Source organism: Streptosporangium sp. LJ11 (genome assembly GCF_051918945.1).
Taxonomy (GTDB): Bacteria; Actinomycetota; Actinomycetes; order Streptosporangiales; family Streptosporangiaceae; genus Streptosporangium.
The window spans coordinates 118,803-133,685 of the sequence record NZ_JBPXMB010000022.1 but is presented as its reverse complement, the minus strand read 5'-3'; the positions used below and the strand labels follow the sequence as shown (position 1 = coordinate 133,685).

At 70.1% G+C, this 14,883-nt stretch carries 9 protein-coding genes; 3 read left to right on the top strand and 6 right to left on the bottom strand.

Annotated features, from left to right (window positions below; translation table 11 throughout):
• Positions 1–72 precede the first annotated feature (72 nt).
• Positions 73–2,304 (top strand): transglycosylase domain-containing protein, encoded by a 2,232-nt coding sequence (locus ACTOQ3_RS29850; protein WP_440086761.1) that lies wholly within the window; start codon positions 73–75, stop codon positions 2,302–2,304.
• Positions 2,305–2,547: 243 nt separating this feature from the next.
• Positions 2,548–2,868: a hypothetical protein gene (locus ACTOQ3_RS29845; RefSeq protein ID WP_440086760.1), complete on the top strand. Its 321-nt coding sequence runs from the start codon at positions 2,548–2,550 to the stop codon at positions 2,866–2,868.
• A 99-nt stretch (positions 2,869–2,967) separates the two neighbouring features.
• Here the strand turns inward: ACTOQ3_RS29845 and ACTOQ3_RS29840 are convergent, their stop codons facing one another.
• The 3 genes from ACTOQ3_RS29840 to ACTOQ3_RS29830 form a co-directional block, all read right to left on the bottom strand.
• Positions 2,968–3,447 carry a DUF1801 domain-containing protein gene (locus tag ACTOQ3_RS29840; protein ID WP_440086759.1) on the bottom strand — a complete coding sequence of 160 codons (480 nt, stop codon included), beginning with the start codon at positions 3,445–3,447 and terminating at the stop codon, positions 2,968–2,970.
• Positions 3,448–3,602: 155 nt separating this feature from the next.
• Entirely contained in the window at positions 3,603–4,013 is a 411-nt protein-coding gene (locus ACTOQ3_RS29835) for a VOC family protein (protein ID WP_440086758.1), read from the bottom strand.
• Positions 4,014–4,120: 107 nt separating this feature from the next.
• Entirely contained in the window at positions 4,121–7,453 is a 3,333-nt protein-coding gene (locus tag ACTOQ3_RS29830; protein ID WP_440086757.1) for a tetratricopeptide repeat protein, read from the bottom strand.
• 344 nt (positions 7,454–7,797) lie between these two features.
• On the opposite strand from ACTOQ3_RS29830, the gene ACTOQ3_RS29825 reads away from it, so the two are divergent.
• Positions 7,798–8,634, top strand: coding sequence for a GNAT family N-acetyltransferase (locus ACTOQ3_RS29825; protein WP_440086756.1), 837 nt, complete (start codon positions 7,798–7,800; stop codon positions 8,632–8,634).
• A 214-nt stretch (positions 8,635–8,848) separates the two neighbouring features.
• Here the strand turns inward: ACTOQ3_RS29825 and ACTOQ3_RS29820 are convergent, their stop codons facing one another.
• The 3 genes from ACTOQ3_RS29820 to ACTOQ3_RS29810 form a co-directional block, all read right to left on the bottom strand.
• Entirely contained in the window at positions 8,849–10,675 is a 1,827-nt protein-coding gene (locus ACTOQ3_RS29820; protein WP_440086755.1) for an ABC transporter ATP-binding protein, read from the bottom strand.
• Positions 10,675–12,534 (bottom strand): ABC transporter ATP-binding protein, encoded by a 1,860-nt coding sequence (locus ACTOQ3_RS29815; RefSeq protein ID WP_440086754.1) that lies wholly within the window; start codon positions 12,532–12,534, stop codon positions 10,675–10,677. Before ACTOQ3_RS29815 ends, ACTOQ3_RS29820 begins: the two co-directional genes overlap by 1 nt.
• A 615-nt stretch (positions 12,535–13,149) precedes the next feature.
• Positions 13,150–14,544 carry a hypothetical protein gene (locus ACTOQ3_RS29810; protein ID WP_440086753.1) on the bottom strand — a complete coding sequence of 465 codons (1,395 nt, stop codon included), beginning with the start codon at positions 14,542–14,544 and terminating at the stop codon, positions 13,150–13,152.
• Positions 14,545–14,883 lie beyond the last annotated feature (339 nt).

The window sequence follows — 14,883 nt, the reverse complement described above, 5'->3', positions numbered from 1 at the left end:
CGCCCCGGAAGATGACCGCGCATCGCGCAACGCGTGCGAGGAGCACCTTGAAAACCCCATAATCTATGGCTTATGGCTGAACGGGGTGAAGGACAGTCGGGGGTCGCGTCCAAGATCGGGCGGCTCGCCGCCATCGGAGCGGCCGCGGGTCTGCTGGTCGCGGGAATCGCGTTGCCGGCCGTGGGAGGCGTGGGTCTCGGCTTCGTGTCGGCGACCAACGAGCTGAATCTCAAACCCGAGGACCTCGTCGAACCTCCGCCCGCGGAGGTCTCGATCGTGCAGGACGCCAGGGGCAAGGAGATCGCGCGGTTCTACGAGGAGTACCGCGAGGTCGTCAACCTCGACCAGATCGCCGAGGTCATGAAGACGGCGATCATCTCGATCGAGGACTACCGGTTCTACCAGCACGGCGCGATCGACCTTGAGGGCACGATCCGCGCGTTCGCCAAGAACCTGCACGCGGGCGGGGTGAGCCAGGGCGGATCGAGCATCACCCAGCAGTACGTCAAGCAGGTCCTGCTCAACTCCGCCGACACCGACGAGGAGAAGAGCAAGGCGCTGGAGGCCAGCTACGCGCGCAAGCTCAACGAGCTGCGTCACGCGATGGCGGTGGAGGAGAAGTACACCAAGGACGAGATCCTGGGCAAGTACCTGAACATCGCCTACTTCGGCGCGAGCGCCTACGGTGTGGAGGCGGCGGCCAAGCGGTTCTTCGGTGTCGGGGCCGGCGAGCTCACCCTGCCGCAGGCGGCGACGCTGGCGGGCGCCGTGCAGGACCCCAACGCCACCGACCCCAACCTGGGCAGGAAGCAGCGCGAGCGGTTGCTGCACCGGCGCAACGTCGTGCTGGACCGGATGGCCGAACTCGGCAAGATCACCCCGGCCGAGGCAGCTCAGGCGAAGGCCACCAAGCTCGGCTACAAGGGGACGAAGTTTCCCGGTGGCTGCGAGTCCAGTGACTACCCGTACTTCTGCATCTACGTCCGCAACGAGATCCTGCGCAACCCCGACTTCGGCAAGACGGCCAAGGCCCGCGAGGACTTCCTCAACCGCGGCGGCCTGACGATCAGGACCACGATCAACCCGACCATGCAGGCGGCGGCGGACAGGGCGATCAGGAAGTGGGTCCACCCCTCCGACAAGCCGGTGGCGGCCGAGGCCCTGGTCCAGCCGGGTACCGGAGCGATCAAGGCCATGGCGGCCAGCCGCCCGTACGGCCGGAGCAAGGCCAGGAACGAGATCTCCTACAACCTCGTCGCGGACGCCGCGCACGGCGGCGGCGTCGGCCTGCAGGCCGGCTCGACCTTCAAGACGTTCACCCTGCTCACCGCGCTGAAGCAGGGCATGAAGGTGAACGACGGATTGTCGGCCGGGGCCGGTTTCCGCGCCTCGGGTTACTCGGCGTTCCAGAACTGCAAGGGCGAGAACATCGGCGACCCGTCGCACACCGTCACCAACGACGAGGGCAACCCCGGCTGGAAGAGCCTGCAGACCGGCACCTGGGATTCGGTGAACACGTTCTTCATGGCGCTGGAGCAGCGCGTCGGCCTCTGCGAGACGATCAAGACCGCCAAATCGCTGGGCATCCACCGCTCCGACGGGCTCGACCTCCTGGAGTTCTCGACGTTCACGCTCGGCACCAACGAGATGGACCCGGTGACCGTGGCCAACGCGTACGCCGCGATCGGCGCGCGCGGCAAGTACTGCTCGCCGATGGCGATCACCCGGATCACCGACAGGAACGGCAAGGCCACCGACTACAAGCCCAAGTGCCGCCAGGCGCTCGACCCCGAGGTCGCCGACGCGGCGGCCGACGTGCTGTCCGGTGTGTTCACCAAGGGCACGATGCGGGCCGTCGGCGGCATCGGCCGCGACGCGGCGGGCAAGACCGGCACCACCGACAGCTCCGCCACCGCGTGGTTCGCCGGGTTCACCCCGGACCTGGCCGGCGCGGTCAGCATCGGCGACCCGCGCGGCTCGCAGGACTACAAGCTGAACGGCGTCACGATCGGCGGACGCTACTACGGCTCGGTCTTCGGCGCCAGCATCCCGGGTCCGATCTGGAAGGACACGATGCTGGCGGCGCTGAAGAACGTCGAGCCGACGTCGTTCACCCCGATCAACACGGAGCGGTTCGGCGGTTGCGGCCAGAGCTGCCAGCCCGCGCCGCCCCCGTCGGACGACGACGGGGACTCCATCGAGCTCAACGGCCCCGACGACTCCGGCGGTTTCGACAGGCCCGGCGGTCGCGGCAACGGCAACGGTCGTGGCGGCCAGAACCCCTTCGGCGAGGGCGACGGCTGACGGGGAGTCAGGGCGGCGTCGGCAGGCGCTGCGGACCGGCCTGGTCGATCATCTGAGGCCGCACGTCATCCGCTTGCTCGGGTCGGCACCGTCCTGTTCGACGGTGCCGGACCCGAGCTGGAACATCTGGACATCGTGGACACTCGCGTGATCTTATTCAGCGGCCTCGCCTGTCACAGGGACCGCTGTCACGGGGACCGCCGCCGGGCAGACGCGGGAGCAGGCCACCGGGCAGGTGATCTCATGATCCGGCGACGGCCCTCTCTCCCTCGCGGACGCCACCGCGACGGCCAGGCCGCGGCCCCCGCGCCCCACTACACCTGGGACCACGAAGCCCGTGCCGAGGCCGCGACGCCGGAGATCACCTGGCCCGGCTGGTCCGTCCTCCACGGAACCGGCAGCTGGTTCTTCCACGCCATCGCCACCTGGCCCACCCCAGAACCGCCGCTCATCTGTGACCGTACGGTCGAGGGCATCAAAGGACAGATGCGCGAAGCCGAGATGACCGCCCTCCTCCAGCGGTGGGCACCCGCCTTCCCTCCGGCCGTCACCGGCCGCTTCTGAGCGGTCACGGCGGTCCCGTCCCTTCCCCGGCCCGGGACCGCCGTGCCGTCGGAGACGTACCGCGCGAGGCGACAGGGGTGCTCGCCCGATACGTGGACCTCAGCTCACGGCCTTCTTGACGAGCTTCATGAGCGCCGCCTCGCCGGCTTCGCTCAACGTCGTCAGGGCGTAAGCCGTCGGCCACATGCCATCGTCGTCATCGAGGTTCGCCTCCACGGTGAACCCCAGCGAGGAGTAGCGTTCCTTGTCCGCCTGCCCGCTGCGGAAGAAGCACACCACCTTCCCCGCCCTGGCGTAGGCGGGCTGGCCGTACCACAGCTTCGGCGCCAACTCCGGGGCGGCGGCCGTGACGACGGCGTGCACACGCTCGGCCAGCGCGCGGTCCGGCGGCGCCATCTCGGCGATCTTCGCGAGCAGGGCTCGCTCATCGGCCGCCGCCCTGCCCGTGCCCCGGCCGCGGCGAGCATCGCTCTTCAGCTCCGCCGCGCGCTCCTTGATGGCGGCACGCTCCACATCGGAGAATCCCTCCTCTGCGGGCGCGTCCTGCTCGTTGTCGTCGGTTTTCGATGCGGCGCTCATTGATGTAACGCTCCTTTCGGTGGTTGCCGTGGCAATCGCGCTGACTGCAGGGGGGCGGGCCGATGAAGTAGCCGGAACACCCGCCCCCGGGTGCCTCCGCCGCGATGACGGTGATCCGGCCTCCGGCGGCCGTCAGAAGGGCCACGGGATTCGGCTCAGCGCAGCTCCTGGATGCGGATCATGTTGCCCGCGGGGTCGCGGAAGGCGCAGTCGCGAATCCCGTACGGCTGCTCGACCGGCTCCTGGACCACCTCCGCGCCGCCGGCCTCCACCCGCTCGAAGGTGCCGTCGAGGTCGTCGGTGGCCAGGAGGATGCCGGCGTAGGTGCCCTTGGCCATCATCTCGGCGATGGTACGGCGCTCGTCGTCCGTGACGCCGGGGTCGGCGACCGGCGGCTGCAGGACGACGGAGATGCCCGGCTGGTCGGCGGGGCCGACCGTGATCCAGCGCATCCCGTCGTATCCGACGTCGTTGCGCACCTCGAAACCAAGAACGTCGCGGTAGAAGGCCAGGGACGCGTCCGGGTCGTCGTGCGGCAGGAAACTCGCGTGAATGGTGATATTCATGCAGGTAACGCTAGGTGCGGTGTGGGGGTGCGCGCTTCTCGATTCCTGACCGGTCTGCCGCCTGCCTCGCCACACACGCACCCCGGCGGCCCGGTTCGACGCGGGGATCACGTCGTGCCGGGAGTGATCCCGTACCGCCGGAGCCGTTCGGCCTCGCCGACGCGGCCCAGCCGTCTCAGCAGGCCGATCGCCTGTCGCAGGGCACCGGGGAGGCCCAGCTCGGCGGCGCGCAGGTAGGCGAGGACCGCCCTGTCCGGGTGGCCGGTCTCGCGCAGCAGGACGGCGGTCCAGGTCAGGGCGTCGACGTCGCCCGCCTCGGTACGGGCGCTCAGCCAGGTGAGGGCCTCCTCCGCCCGGCCCGTCTCGTACATCAGGTCGACCGCGTGGTCCAGGGCGCCGACGTCGCCGGTCTCGGCGCGGGCCCGGAGCCAGGTGACCGCCTCCTCGGTACGGCCCAGCTGGTACAGCAGGGCGGTGAACCGCCCGAGGGCGCCGACGTCGCCGGTCTCGGCGCGGGCCCGCAGCCAGGTGATCGCCTCCTCGGCCCGTCCGGTCTCCTGGAGCAGCTCGACCGCCTTCCACAGGGCGTCGGTGTCGCCGGTCTCGGCGCGGGCCCGGAGCCAGGTGATCGCCTCTTCGGTACGGCCCGCCCGTTGGAGCAGCTCGACCATCCGCCAGCCGGCGTCGGCGTTCCCGGCGTCGGCGGCGTGCCGGTAGGCGGCGAGGGCCTCCTCCGTACGGCCCGTCTCCTGGAGCAGCTCGACCATCCGCCAGCCCCCGCCGGTGTGCCCGGTCTCGGCGGCACGCCGGTACGCGGCCAGGGCCTCCTCCAGGTGGCCCTCCCGGTGCAGCAGGGCGGCCATCGACCAGTGCGAACCGGCGTTTCCCGCCTCGGCGGCGCGCCGGTGGGCGGCGATCGCCTCCGTGGTCCGCCCCGCCCTCTCCAGAAGGTGCGGCAGCAGATCGAGGGCGGGGCGGTCGCCGGTCTCCGCGCGGGAATACAGCCAGGTGATCGCCTCCCAGGACCGGTTCGACTCCCGCAGCAGCTCGACCGCCTCCTCGAGCGCCAGTCGGTCGCCGGTCTCGGCACGGGCGCTCAGCCGGGTGATCGCCTCCTCGATCTGTCCCGTCCGCCGGAGGAGGCCGATCGATCGCCAGTAGGCGTAGGTGTCGCCGGTCTCGGCACGGGCGCTCAGCCAGGTGATCGCCTCCTCGGTCCGTCCCGTGTACTGGAGCAGCTCGACGGTCTTCGAGATCGCGCGGTGGTCACCCTTCTCCGCGCGGGGTCGCAGCCAGGTGATCGCCTCTTCGGCCCGTTCCGACTCCCGCAGCAGCTCGACCGCCTCCCACAGGGCACCGGTGTCACCCGTCTCGGCGCGGATCCGCAGCCAGGTGATCGCCTCCTCGGTCCGTCCCATCTCCCGCAGCAGGGCGACGGCCTGCTTGAGGACGTGGCCGTCGCCGGTTCTCGCGGCGCGACGGCAGGCGGCGATCGCCTCCTCCCTGCGGCCGGTCCTGTACAGCAGGGACGCCAGCCACTCCGGGGCGTCGACGTTCCCGGTCCTCGCGGCGCGCATGTAGGCGGTGAGGGCCTCCTCGTGGTGTCCCGCCCTGTCGAGGAGCGCCGCGGTCCAGACGGGAAGGCCGGCGTCGCCGAACCAGTCGTGGGCCCACAGCCAGGTGAGCGCCTCCTTGACCCTTCCCCCGTCCACGAGCAGGGCGATCGCCTCCCTCGGGGCATCGGCGTCTCCCGCCTCCGCGGCGCGCAGATAGGCGGCGATCGCCCTCTCGCGGTGTCCGGCCCTGTGGAGGACGGCGGCGCGCCGGCCGATGGCCCGGGCGGTGTCCGGCCCGCCGTGGATCCGCAGCCAGGTGAGCGTCTCCTCGGTACGTCCCGTCTCCCCGAGCAGGGCGATCGCCTGCCTCGGGGCGTCGGGGTCGCCGGCCGTGGCGGCGGCCCCGTACAGCAGGAGGGCGTGGTGGTAGAGACCGCGGGCCCGGGCCTGGGCGGCGAGGCGCGGCAGGTCCTCGGGGTCGGCGTGGGAGGCCAGCGCGTCCCACAGGGCCGCGGGAGCGGGACGCGTACGGCGCTCGGCGCGACCGAGCTGTTCCAGGTAGCCCGCCAGCCGGTAGCGAGGGTGCGCGGACGGCTCGTCGTGGCGGGGGCGGACGCGCGTGAGGGGGCCGTGGGCACCGCAGGCGTAGGCCAGGGCCCGTTCGAACCAGTCCCGGGGCAGGGAGCCGTACTCGTGGTCGGTCAGGTAGTCGAACGCGGCGGTCTTCAGGAGGGCGTGCGGAAGGGCGGGACCGTGCCCCGTGCGCCGGGCGTCCATCGCGGCCTCGATCACGGCCTTGGCCGGGGCGGGCGCGTTGCGGTAGCGCTCCACCATGCCGGGCACGCCGGTCAGGTACTGGGTGATCCGGCCGTCGCGGGCCCCGGCGTACGCGCGCTCCAGGCGCGGATCGCCGCCCGCCGCGCCGCGTACCGCCTCCAGGGAGGGGCCGGTGAAACGGCCGGGGACGTGGATGGCCGCGCCGGTCACCAGCGCCCGCGCCTGGGTACGGGGGTCGGTGCCGCCGCTCGCTGCGGGAGCCGCGGTGAGGGCGGCCCAGTATTCGGGCCAGAGGGTGCCCAGGACCAGCACCGGGCCGCGCTCCGGGTCGCTCACCAGTGCCCGCAGCCCGGCGGCGACGCGCTCACCCATGCCGCCGGCCGGGGTGAGCAGGTAGGACTGCGACTCGTCGAGCCACACGACGGTCCGCGGCGCGAGGGAGCTCAGGGCGAGGGCGGTCGTCTCGGGACGGCCGGGATCGGCCGGGCACCACAGCCGCCATCCGCCGGGCAGCAGTCGCACGGCCTCCCAGCAGGCCCGGGTCTTGCCGGTCGACGAGTCGCCGACCAGCATCGCGACCGCGCTGCGTCCGGCCGTCGCCCGACGTACGACGGCGGCCAGGTGGTCGTCATGGGGGCGCGGGACGTAGGCGGGCAGGCCGGCCATTCCGGCGGCCTGCGCGCCCGCCTCGATCGCCCGGTGCACCCCCAGCGAGAACGGGTCGGCCAGCGAGCGGATCGGCAGTCCGGCCGGCGAACCCAGGCGGGCCCTCCGCCAGATCTCGCGACCCCGGTCGGCGGCGTCGGCGGGATCACGCCGGGCCAGGCGGGCCAGGACGGTGATGACCGCCGTCAGGTCGGCCTGGCTGGGAGGCGTCTCCGCCGAGGCCAGTATCCGGCGGACGGTGTCGCGTCCGGGGGCGCCGGGGCCGGGGATGTCGCCGGAGACTCCCTCGGCGATGTCGTCGAGAGTGGGGGCGCCGGCTTCCAGGTACAGCTCGTGCAGCAGGTCTCTGAGGTCACGTAGCGGTCCCGGAGGGGACTGCGAGCTGACGAACAGGAGTGGTCGCCGCCGTACGTCGCCGCTGTTCTCATCGCCGTTGTTCATTTCTTGTTGCCACTCATCGCAACATCATCGCTCGCTATGCGGCCTGCGAAAGATATAAATCACCAATAATAAGGTGACAAAGATGCTTCTGTCGTAAGCATGGGCTGGTTTCCCGATGGCGGGATGCTCGCGGGGATGTGCCTCGATCGTGACCATTGATGCGGAAAGGGCTCTTTCCGCTGCATGAACCGATAATAGGTATTTAGGCGTTTTCAATGCATGTTCAGGGGATATTTACGGGCTTGGTGAGCGAGCCTGAAGGCTCCGCCGCCCTCGCAGCGGCAGCCGTGACCGGCACGTAATGCAGTGGCGTCGGTCCATGAGTCGCTGTTTGGATGCGGGACATGACTGCCACCGAAGGCTCCCGGGCCCTGCTGGACCTGATCGAGCACTACTACGACGCGGTTCCGCGACGCGAGGCCAGGGTCGAGGACCACGGGCCGCTCACCCTGTTCGTACGGGAGGGCGTGGGGTGGCCCTTCTACGCCCGCCCGGCTTCCGGGTGGTCCGGCCCGGTGCGGGCCGACGACGTGGCCCGGGTCCGCGACCGGCAGCGCGAGCTCGGGATCCCGGAAAGTTTCGAGTGGGTGGCCGAGACCACGCCTGCCTTTCGCGCCGCGGTCGAGGAGGCGGGGCTCACGGTTCACGAGCACCCGCTGATGGTGCTCGGAACGGACGTCGCGCCGGTCGCGCCGGAAGGAGCGCCCGGGCACCCGGCGGTGCGGGTCCTGGGGGCGGACGACCCGGTGCTGCCCTCCGCGCTGGTGGTCCCCCACCTCGCCTTCGCCGAGCCCGGCACGCGCGTCGGCGCGGCGGACACGGCGGACCTGGCGGAGGCGGTCCTCGCCCGCACCGGTGACGGCTCCCTGGAAAGCGGCGCCGCCCGGGTCCGGGCGGGGCTGACGGTGATCGCCGCGGCTGTCGAGGGCGGTACGGCGCTGTGCGCGGGCCAGCACAACCAGGTCGGGGAGGTGAGCGAGATCGTCGGGATCGGCACGCTGCCCGCCGCCCGCCGTCGCGGCCTCGCGCTCGCGGTCACCGCGGTGTTGATCGCCGACGCCCGCTCCCGGGGGGTCAAGACCGTCTTCCTGTCGGCGGGAGACGAGGATGTCGCCCGGATCTACGCCAGGCTCGGTTTCCGCCGCGTCGGCACGGCGCTGATCGCCGAGCCCGCCGGCTAGCGTCCCCGCCCGCCGGTCAGCGTCCCCGCCGCCCGCCGGAGCACGGCCTGGCCGGACGGAGTGCCCCCGGGGTACAGGGCGCTCACCGGGCGGATCGTGGTGTACATCGCCGGTCGTCCTGGCCGAGCAGCGTCTCGACCCAGGTGCGGGCCTCCGCCGCCGGCCGGTCCCACATCAGGTCCACCGTGCCGAAGAGGATGCCGAGCGGCCTCGATCACGCGGAGCCCGCGACGGAGACGAACCCGGAACCGGGCCGGTAGTTGGGAGACTGGTGCCGGAAGTAGGTGTTGTAGACCTGGCAGTAGTGACCACCGCGAGCCAGCAGCGTGGTGTGGTCACCCTCCTCGACGATCCGGCCGTGATCGAGCACGATGATGCGGTCGACGTGCTCGATCGTGGACAGCCGGTGCGCGATGACGATGGAGGTGCGGTCCGCCAGCACCCGGTCCAGACCCTCCTGGATCTGGGCCTCGGTCAGCGGGTCGACGCTGGCGGTGGCCTCGTCCAGGACCACGATCGCCGGATTCTGGATGAGCAGGCGGGCCAGCGCGACGAGCTGGCGCTGGCCCATGGACAGGGCGCGGCCGTGCTCGCCGACGTCGGTCCGCAGGCCGTCGGGCAGGGCGTCGATCCAGTCGCCCCCGCCGACCGACGCGGCCGCGGCGAGCACCTCCTCGTCGCCCGCCTCCGGCCTCGGGTAGCGGATGTTGTCGGCGACGGTGCCGCTGAACAGGAACGGAACCTGCGGCACCGCGCCGATCTGCCGCCGGTATCCGGCCAGGTCCAGCGTGCGGACGTCACGATCGTCGATCATCAACCGGCCGTCCTGGAACTCGTAGAACCGGGTGATCAGCTTGCTGAGCGTCGACTTTCCCGCACCGGTGTGGCCGACCAGTGCGACGCTCTCGCCCGCCTCGATGGTGAGGTCGAAGTCACGCAGCACGGGGCTTTCGGCTTCGTAGCCGAACGTGACACCGCGGAACTCGATGCGGCCCGCCAGCCTGCCGACCGGCTGGGGATCGGTCTGCACGACCCGGGGCGGGGCGTCGATCAGGGCGAAGACCCGCTCCGACGCGGACAGGCCCTGCTGGAACTGGGACCAGAACGCGGCGATGGAGGTGAGCGGGAACCAGAAGAGCGAGACGCCCTGCAGGAAGAGGAACCAGTCGCCGCCGGACAGGCCGCCGCCGAGCACGGTGGTGCCGCCCAGCTGGACGAGCGCGACCGTGGCCAGCCCGGCGACGAGGAAGAGCACGGGGAAGATGCCGGAGAAGACGAACCCCTGCCTGAGCGTCACCTGGTAGCTCTGCCGGTTGATGGGGCGGAACTCGTCGTAGACCCGCTGCTCCTGGCGGAAGTTCTTGGCGACGGTGATGCCGCCCATGGTCTCCTGCAGGGTGGCGTTCACCCGGCTCAGCGAGCGTTGCGCCCTGCGGGTGCTGCTCCGGGCGACCCGCCGGAACAGTAGGGCGATGCCCATAACGATCGGCACCACGAGCAGGGTCAGCAGGGCGAGCTCGACGCTGCGCAGGAAGAGCAGGACCGTGACGAAGCCGACCATCAGCACCTGGCTGATCAGGTCCATCGTCAGGGTGGAGACGGTGGCGAAGTCATCGGTGTCGGAGGTGACCCGGCTGACGATCTTTCCTGACGGGGTCTCGTCGTAGAACGACAGGTCGCGTTCGAGCACGGCGTCGAACGCGTCCTGGCGGAGATGCAGGACGACGTCGCCGGTGACCTTCGCGCTGTGCCACTGGCGGACGAAGTTGAACAGCCAGCCGAGCACCCCGGCGAGCAGCAGGCCGGCGGTGAGCTGCCAGCCCACCTCGTCGATCGTGCCGTCCTCGATCCCGTCCACACCCCAGCTGACCAGCAACGGCATGGCCGCCTGGCTCAGTGAGAACAGCACGATCATGACTGCGACCAGGATCATCGATCCCAGCTTCGGCCGGAAGTAGGACATGATCCGGCGAAGGAGGTCGCGATCGCTGTAGGTGCGGTCGTAGTCCTCGGCGTCGAGGCCGTCCATGATGAAGCCCATCAGCCCTGCGCTCCCTGCTCGCCCGCGAGGACCACGGCCAGGTCGGTGGTGTTGCCGGACACGGTGCCGTCGGTGCCGTCGGCCTCGTCGGCCTCGTCGTAGTGGGTGAAGATCCGCCGGTAGAGACGACTCCGGGTGAGCAATTCGTCGTGCGTGCCGTAGTCGACCAGCTCGCCGCGGCGGAGCAGCAGGACCTTGTCCGCCCAGCGGATCTGGGAGAGCCGGTGGGTGATCAGCAGGGTGGTGCGCCCGTCGAGAACGCGGCCGATGGCCTGCTGGATCCTGTCTTCGGTGGCGGAGTCGATCGCACTCGTCGAGTCGTCGAGCACGAGGATCGCCGGATCCGTCAGCAGGGCCCGGGCGATGGCCAGGCGCTGGCGCTGGCCGCCGGAGAGGGTGATGCCGCGCTCACCGATGACCGTGTCGTAGCCGTCGTCGAGCTCGCCGATGAACTCGGCGGCCTGGGCCTCCTCGGCCGCCCGGACGACGGCGTCCCGCTCCACCCGCTGGCCCAGCCCGAAGGCGATGTTCTCGGCCACCGACCGGGAGAACAGCACGATGTCCTGCTCGATGGTGGAGATCTGGGAGCGCAGCGAGTCGAGGTCCCACTCGCGGACGTCCACACCGTCGACCAGGATCCGGCCCGCGGTGACGTCGTAGATCCGGGGGACCAGCTTCGCCAGGGTGCTCTTGCCCGAGCCGGTCTCGCCGACGATCGCCACGGTCTCGCCCGGCCGCACGGTGAACGTCACATCGCGCAGCACCGGGTCGTCCTCGCCGTAGCCGAACGTCACGTTCTCGAAGACGATCGCCCCGCCGATCGGCGCGGCGTGGCCGTCGGCGCGCTGCCCGAGCTCGGTCTCGGTGTTCATGATGCTCAGGATCCGGCGGGAGGACACGATGCCGATCTGGGCCAGCGAGAAGGTGAAGATCGACATGCTGGTCGGGAATCCCAGCATGGCCACCAGGCCCATGAAGGCGACCAGCTCGCCGATCGTGACGGCGCCGGCGGCGTGCAGGTGGAGGCCGTGCCAGAGCGAGCCGGCCATCGCGAAGGCGAAGAGCAGGGTCGGCAGGTAGCGGGCCTGGACCAGGCCGTTGTGGACGAAGGAGTCGCGATAGCGCCGCGCCCGTTTCCGGAACCGCCGCCGCTCCTGCTCCTCCTGAGCGGTCACCTTGATGACCTCGATGCCGCGTACGGCCTCGTTCAGCCCGGCGTTGAGATCGCCGAACTGCTCCCGCATGCGGGTCGCCACCGGGTTGAGCCGTCTCATGTAGTGCCGGAGCGCGACCACGAAGGCGACCGCGAAGACACCGGGCACCAGCAGCAGCCGCGGATCGATCGTGGCGATGAAGACCAGGGGCACGAGGCCGCTCAGGCCGGAGTCGACGATCAGGTCGACGCCCGGACTGATCATGGTGGAGAGCTGCCGGATGTCGTTGGCCGCCCGCGCCATCAGGTCGCCGACCCGCTGCCTGTTGTGGAAGGTCTGGCTCTTGCCGAGCAGGCTGACGTAGAGCTCGTCCCTGGCGTCCCGCTCCAGCCGCTTGGCCAGGACCTCGCTGCCCAGCCGCGCCACGAGGTCGAAGGCGCCGCGCGCCAGCACGATCGCGAGCAGTCCCAGCGAGATCGCGCCCAGTGCCCGCGCTCCGCCGCCGTCCTCACCCAGCACGGCGTCGAAGGCCGCGCCGGTGAGCCCGGGGACCATGGCGTTGAGCACGACCATGATCAGCGATGCGCCGAGGAAGCCGGTCAGCTGGAGCGGATGGCGGCGAAGATGGGACCAGAGCCAGCGCACCGGACCCCGCCTGTCGTACGGGCGGCCGGATACGGAGAACTCCGAACTGCTGGTGACCACAAGCTCGCTCCCGAGCAGATCGAGGATGGGGGGCGAACCTGTTTTCTATCACCGGGCACCGACCGTTTCCCATCGCATTTTCCGGCCCGCGCCCGCGCCCGCGCCCGCGCCCGCGCCCGCGCCCCCGCCCCGGCCCCGGCCCCGGCCCGCCGGCCTCGGCCTTACCCGGTCCTGCCCTGCTCGGCCCTGCCCGGCGTCGATGTGGGCGCCCACCCCCTCCCCGAGGCCGGGCAGGGCGAAGGCGGGAGAGAACCGGGGAAAGCCGGAGTGAGAAGCGTGGGGGCCGATGCCGGCGCCGATGTCGGGACGCCTGATCCGGAAACCGGCGGGTCCCCTGCGCGAGGACCTTTGGAGAGGAATCGTCGTGGGGCACGTTGAAGTTGGTCAGCCCGCTTACAAGCCGTGGCCCCATGAACTCCGGCGCTTCGATCCCCGGTCCCCGGAGTCGAACGTCTCCGGATCATGAGCGCTGTTCCACATGGAGGGGTGGCGGCCGAGAACCGGGTGTCGGGGAAACTTCGTCGGTCGCGACAAGGGTCGACGTAGCGCCTCCCGGCGGGCTCCGGTGTACCGGGTCACCACCGGGAGGCGCTGGGTCAGTTCGTCACCTGGAGGTCACTGCCAGGTGTCCAGGCGGCAGCCGTCGGTGGTCTTGCCGTTGTTGCAGTGGTTGAGCTGGAGGGCGTCGAGCTGGTAGGCGAAGGTCTGGCCGGCGGGGCTGACCACCGAGATCTGGACGCTGGCCGCTCCGGCCGGGGCGGTCGCCCTGTGCCGGTATTCCGTCCAGGTGCTGGTCAGCGCGATGGTCGAACTGTCACTGGTGGAGATCAGGGTATTGGACGAGTTGTACCACGACAGGCGCAGTTTCACGTTGCCGGAGGTGGCGGTGGTCATCTTGGCGAAGAACTTGTAGGACTGGCCGGCGGTCACCGCGGGTTTGCGGGTGACCGATACGACGCCGGCGGCGTGCGACTGCACGTTCATGGTGAGCGACCGGCGGCCGTCGTAGTGCTTGGCCGAGATCTGTGACGTCGGGCCGGGCGGGGTCACCTGGATCCAGCCGCCGCCCGAGACGCTGAACCCGGTCGGGGTGGCGTACGGCGCGTCGGCCTCGACGGTGCGTTCCTGCGCGGTCAGCAGGTCGTTGCTGTAGCCGATGTCGCAGCAGGTGGGGGTGGTGAAGTAGGGCCAGGCCGCGACGTTCACCTTGCGGGTGTCACCGGCCTCGTTGCCGGTGTAGAAGGTCGCCGTGGTCTCGCTCGGGTCGTAGTAGTTGTTGAAGTCATGGTCCAGCTGCCAGTCGTATCTCGGGTTGGACATGACGTCGGGATAGCTGAGGTGGTCGACGGCCTCGGTGACCTTGGGATGGTCCACGTAGAAACCGTCCGCGCCGAGGTGGATCAGTTCGTGCAGCTGGGTGGCGCTGGACCATTCGTCGGCGGTCGCCGCGCAGGTCGTCGTGCACCAGGCGGTCGCGGTCCCGTTGAAGTCCTCGAACACCAGGTACTTGCGGTTGGCGTTGTCGTACCCCGCCGCGCCGAGATCATCGGTGATCTTGTCGATCGTGGTCTCGCCGCCGATCACGCCGGCCTCGATCTTCTCCGGTATCACCAGCGCGCGGGCGTAACCGGCGTAGGTGCTGGTGTCGTAGCCGGTGCGGCAGCTCAGCTTCAGGTGCTGGTCGTAGTTGGTGGACTCGTCCAGCTCCAGGTCCATCCGGTCGACCAGCTTGGCGATCTGCTCGACGTGGGTCTCGTAGTTGTTCCCGCCGCCGTCGTGCCAGGCGTAGATCACCTGGACGGCCGGGGTGCTCCCGCTCGCGTTCTTGGGGTCGGACAGCGTCGTGGTGCAGCCGCGCTTGGGCACGTCGGCGTCCACCGGCAGTGGGTACGGACCGGTGGGTTCGTCGATGTACGGCGGCGCGAATGCGGCCACCGGACTCGCCATCGCCAGGACGACGAGTCCCCCCGCGGCGATCGCCGACATGATGCGACGCAGTTTCAGTGACAAAGGTTTTCCTCCCGTTGAGAACCCATGATCGGGAGAGTAATCAGCGCCGCTGACGAAATAAATACCTCATTTTAAACATTTTCGGACCGATGGATAAACGTACGGCCTTGCCCTGGTGTCGGGCGTTCCGTAACTGAAAGTAGTAATACCGATAATGATTTTGGTTGACCATCTTTTTCTGACAAAAATCTCAATGAGGCGCCTTGGGTGTATTTAATTACTTGTGTCCATGAAGGGATAGTTCGCGAAATTTGCGCCATATGGCGGAGTCGACGGACTGACAAGGGGTCCCGCGGCAAACAGCGAAAATCCAACGGACACGGCTCTGAACTGCGGTTA

What these genes read in the sequence shown, in the direction of transcription:
- ACTOQ3_RS29850 (WP_440086761.1), top strand. Translation starts at nt 73, where the DNA reads ATGGCTGAACGGGGTGAAGGACAGTCGGGGGTCGCGTCCAAGATCGGG.
- ACTOQ3_RS29845 (WP_440086760.1), top strand. Translation starts at nt 2,548, where the DNA reads ATGATCCGGCGACGGCCCTCTCTCCCTCGCGGACGCCACCGCGACGGC.
- ACTOQ3_RS29840 (WP_440086759.1), bottom strand. Translation starts at nt 3,447, where the DNA reads ATGAGCGCCGCATCGAAAACCGACGACAACGAGCAGGACGCGCCCGCA.
- ACTOQ3_RS29835 (WP_440086758.1), bottom strand. Translation starts at nt 4,013, where the DNA reads ATGAATATCACCATTCACGCGAGTTTCCTGCCGCACGACGACCCGGAC.
- ACTOQ3_RS29830 (WP_440086757.1), bottom strand. Translation starts at nt 7,453, where the DNA reads ATGAACAACGGCGATGAGAACAGCGGCGACGTACGGCGGCGACCACTC.
- ACTOQ3_RS29825 (WP_440086756.1), top strand. Translation starts at nt 7,798, where the DNA reads ATGACTGCCACCGAAGGCTCCCGGGCCCTGCTGGACCTGATCGAGCAC.
- ACTOQ3_RS29820 (WP_440086755.1), bottom strand. Translation starts at nt 10,675, where the DNA reads ATGGGCTTCATCATGGACGGCCTCGACGCCGAGGACTACGACCGCACC.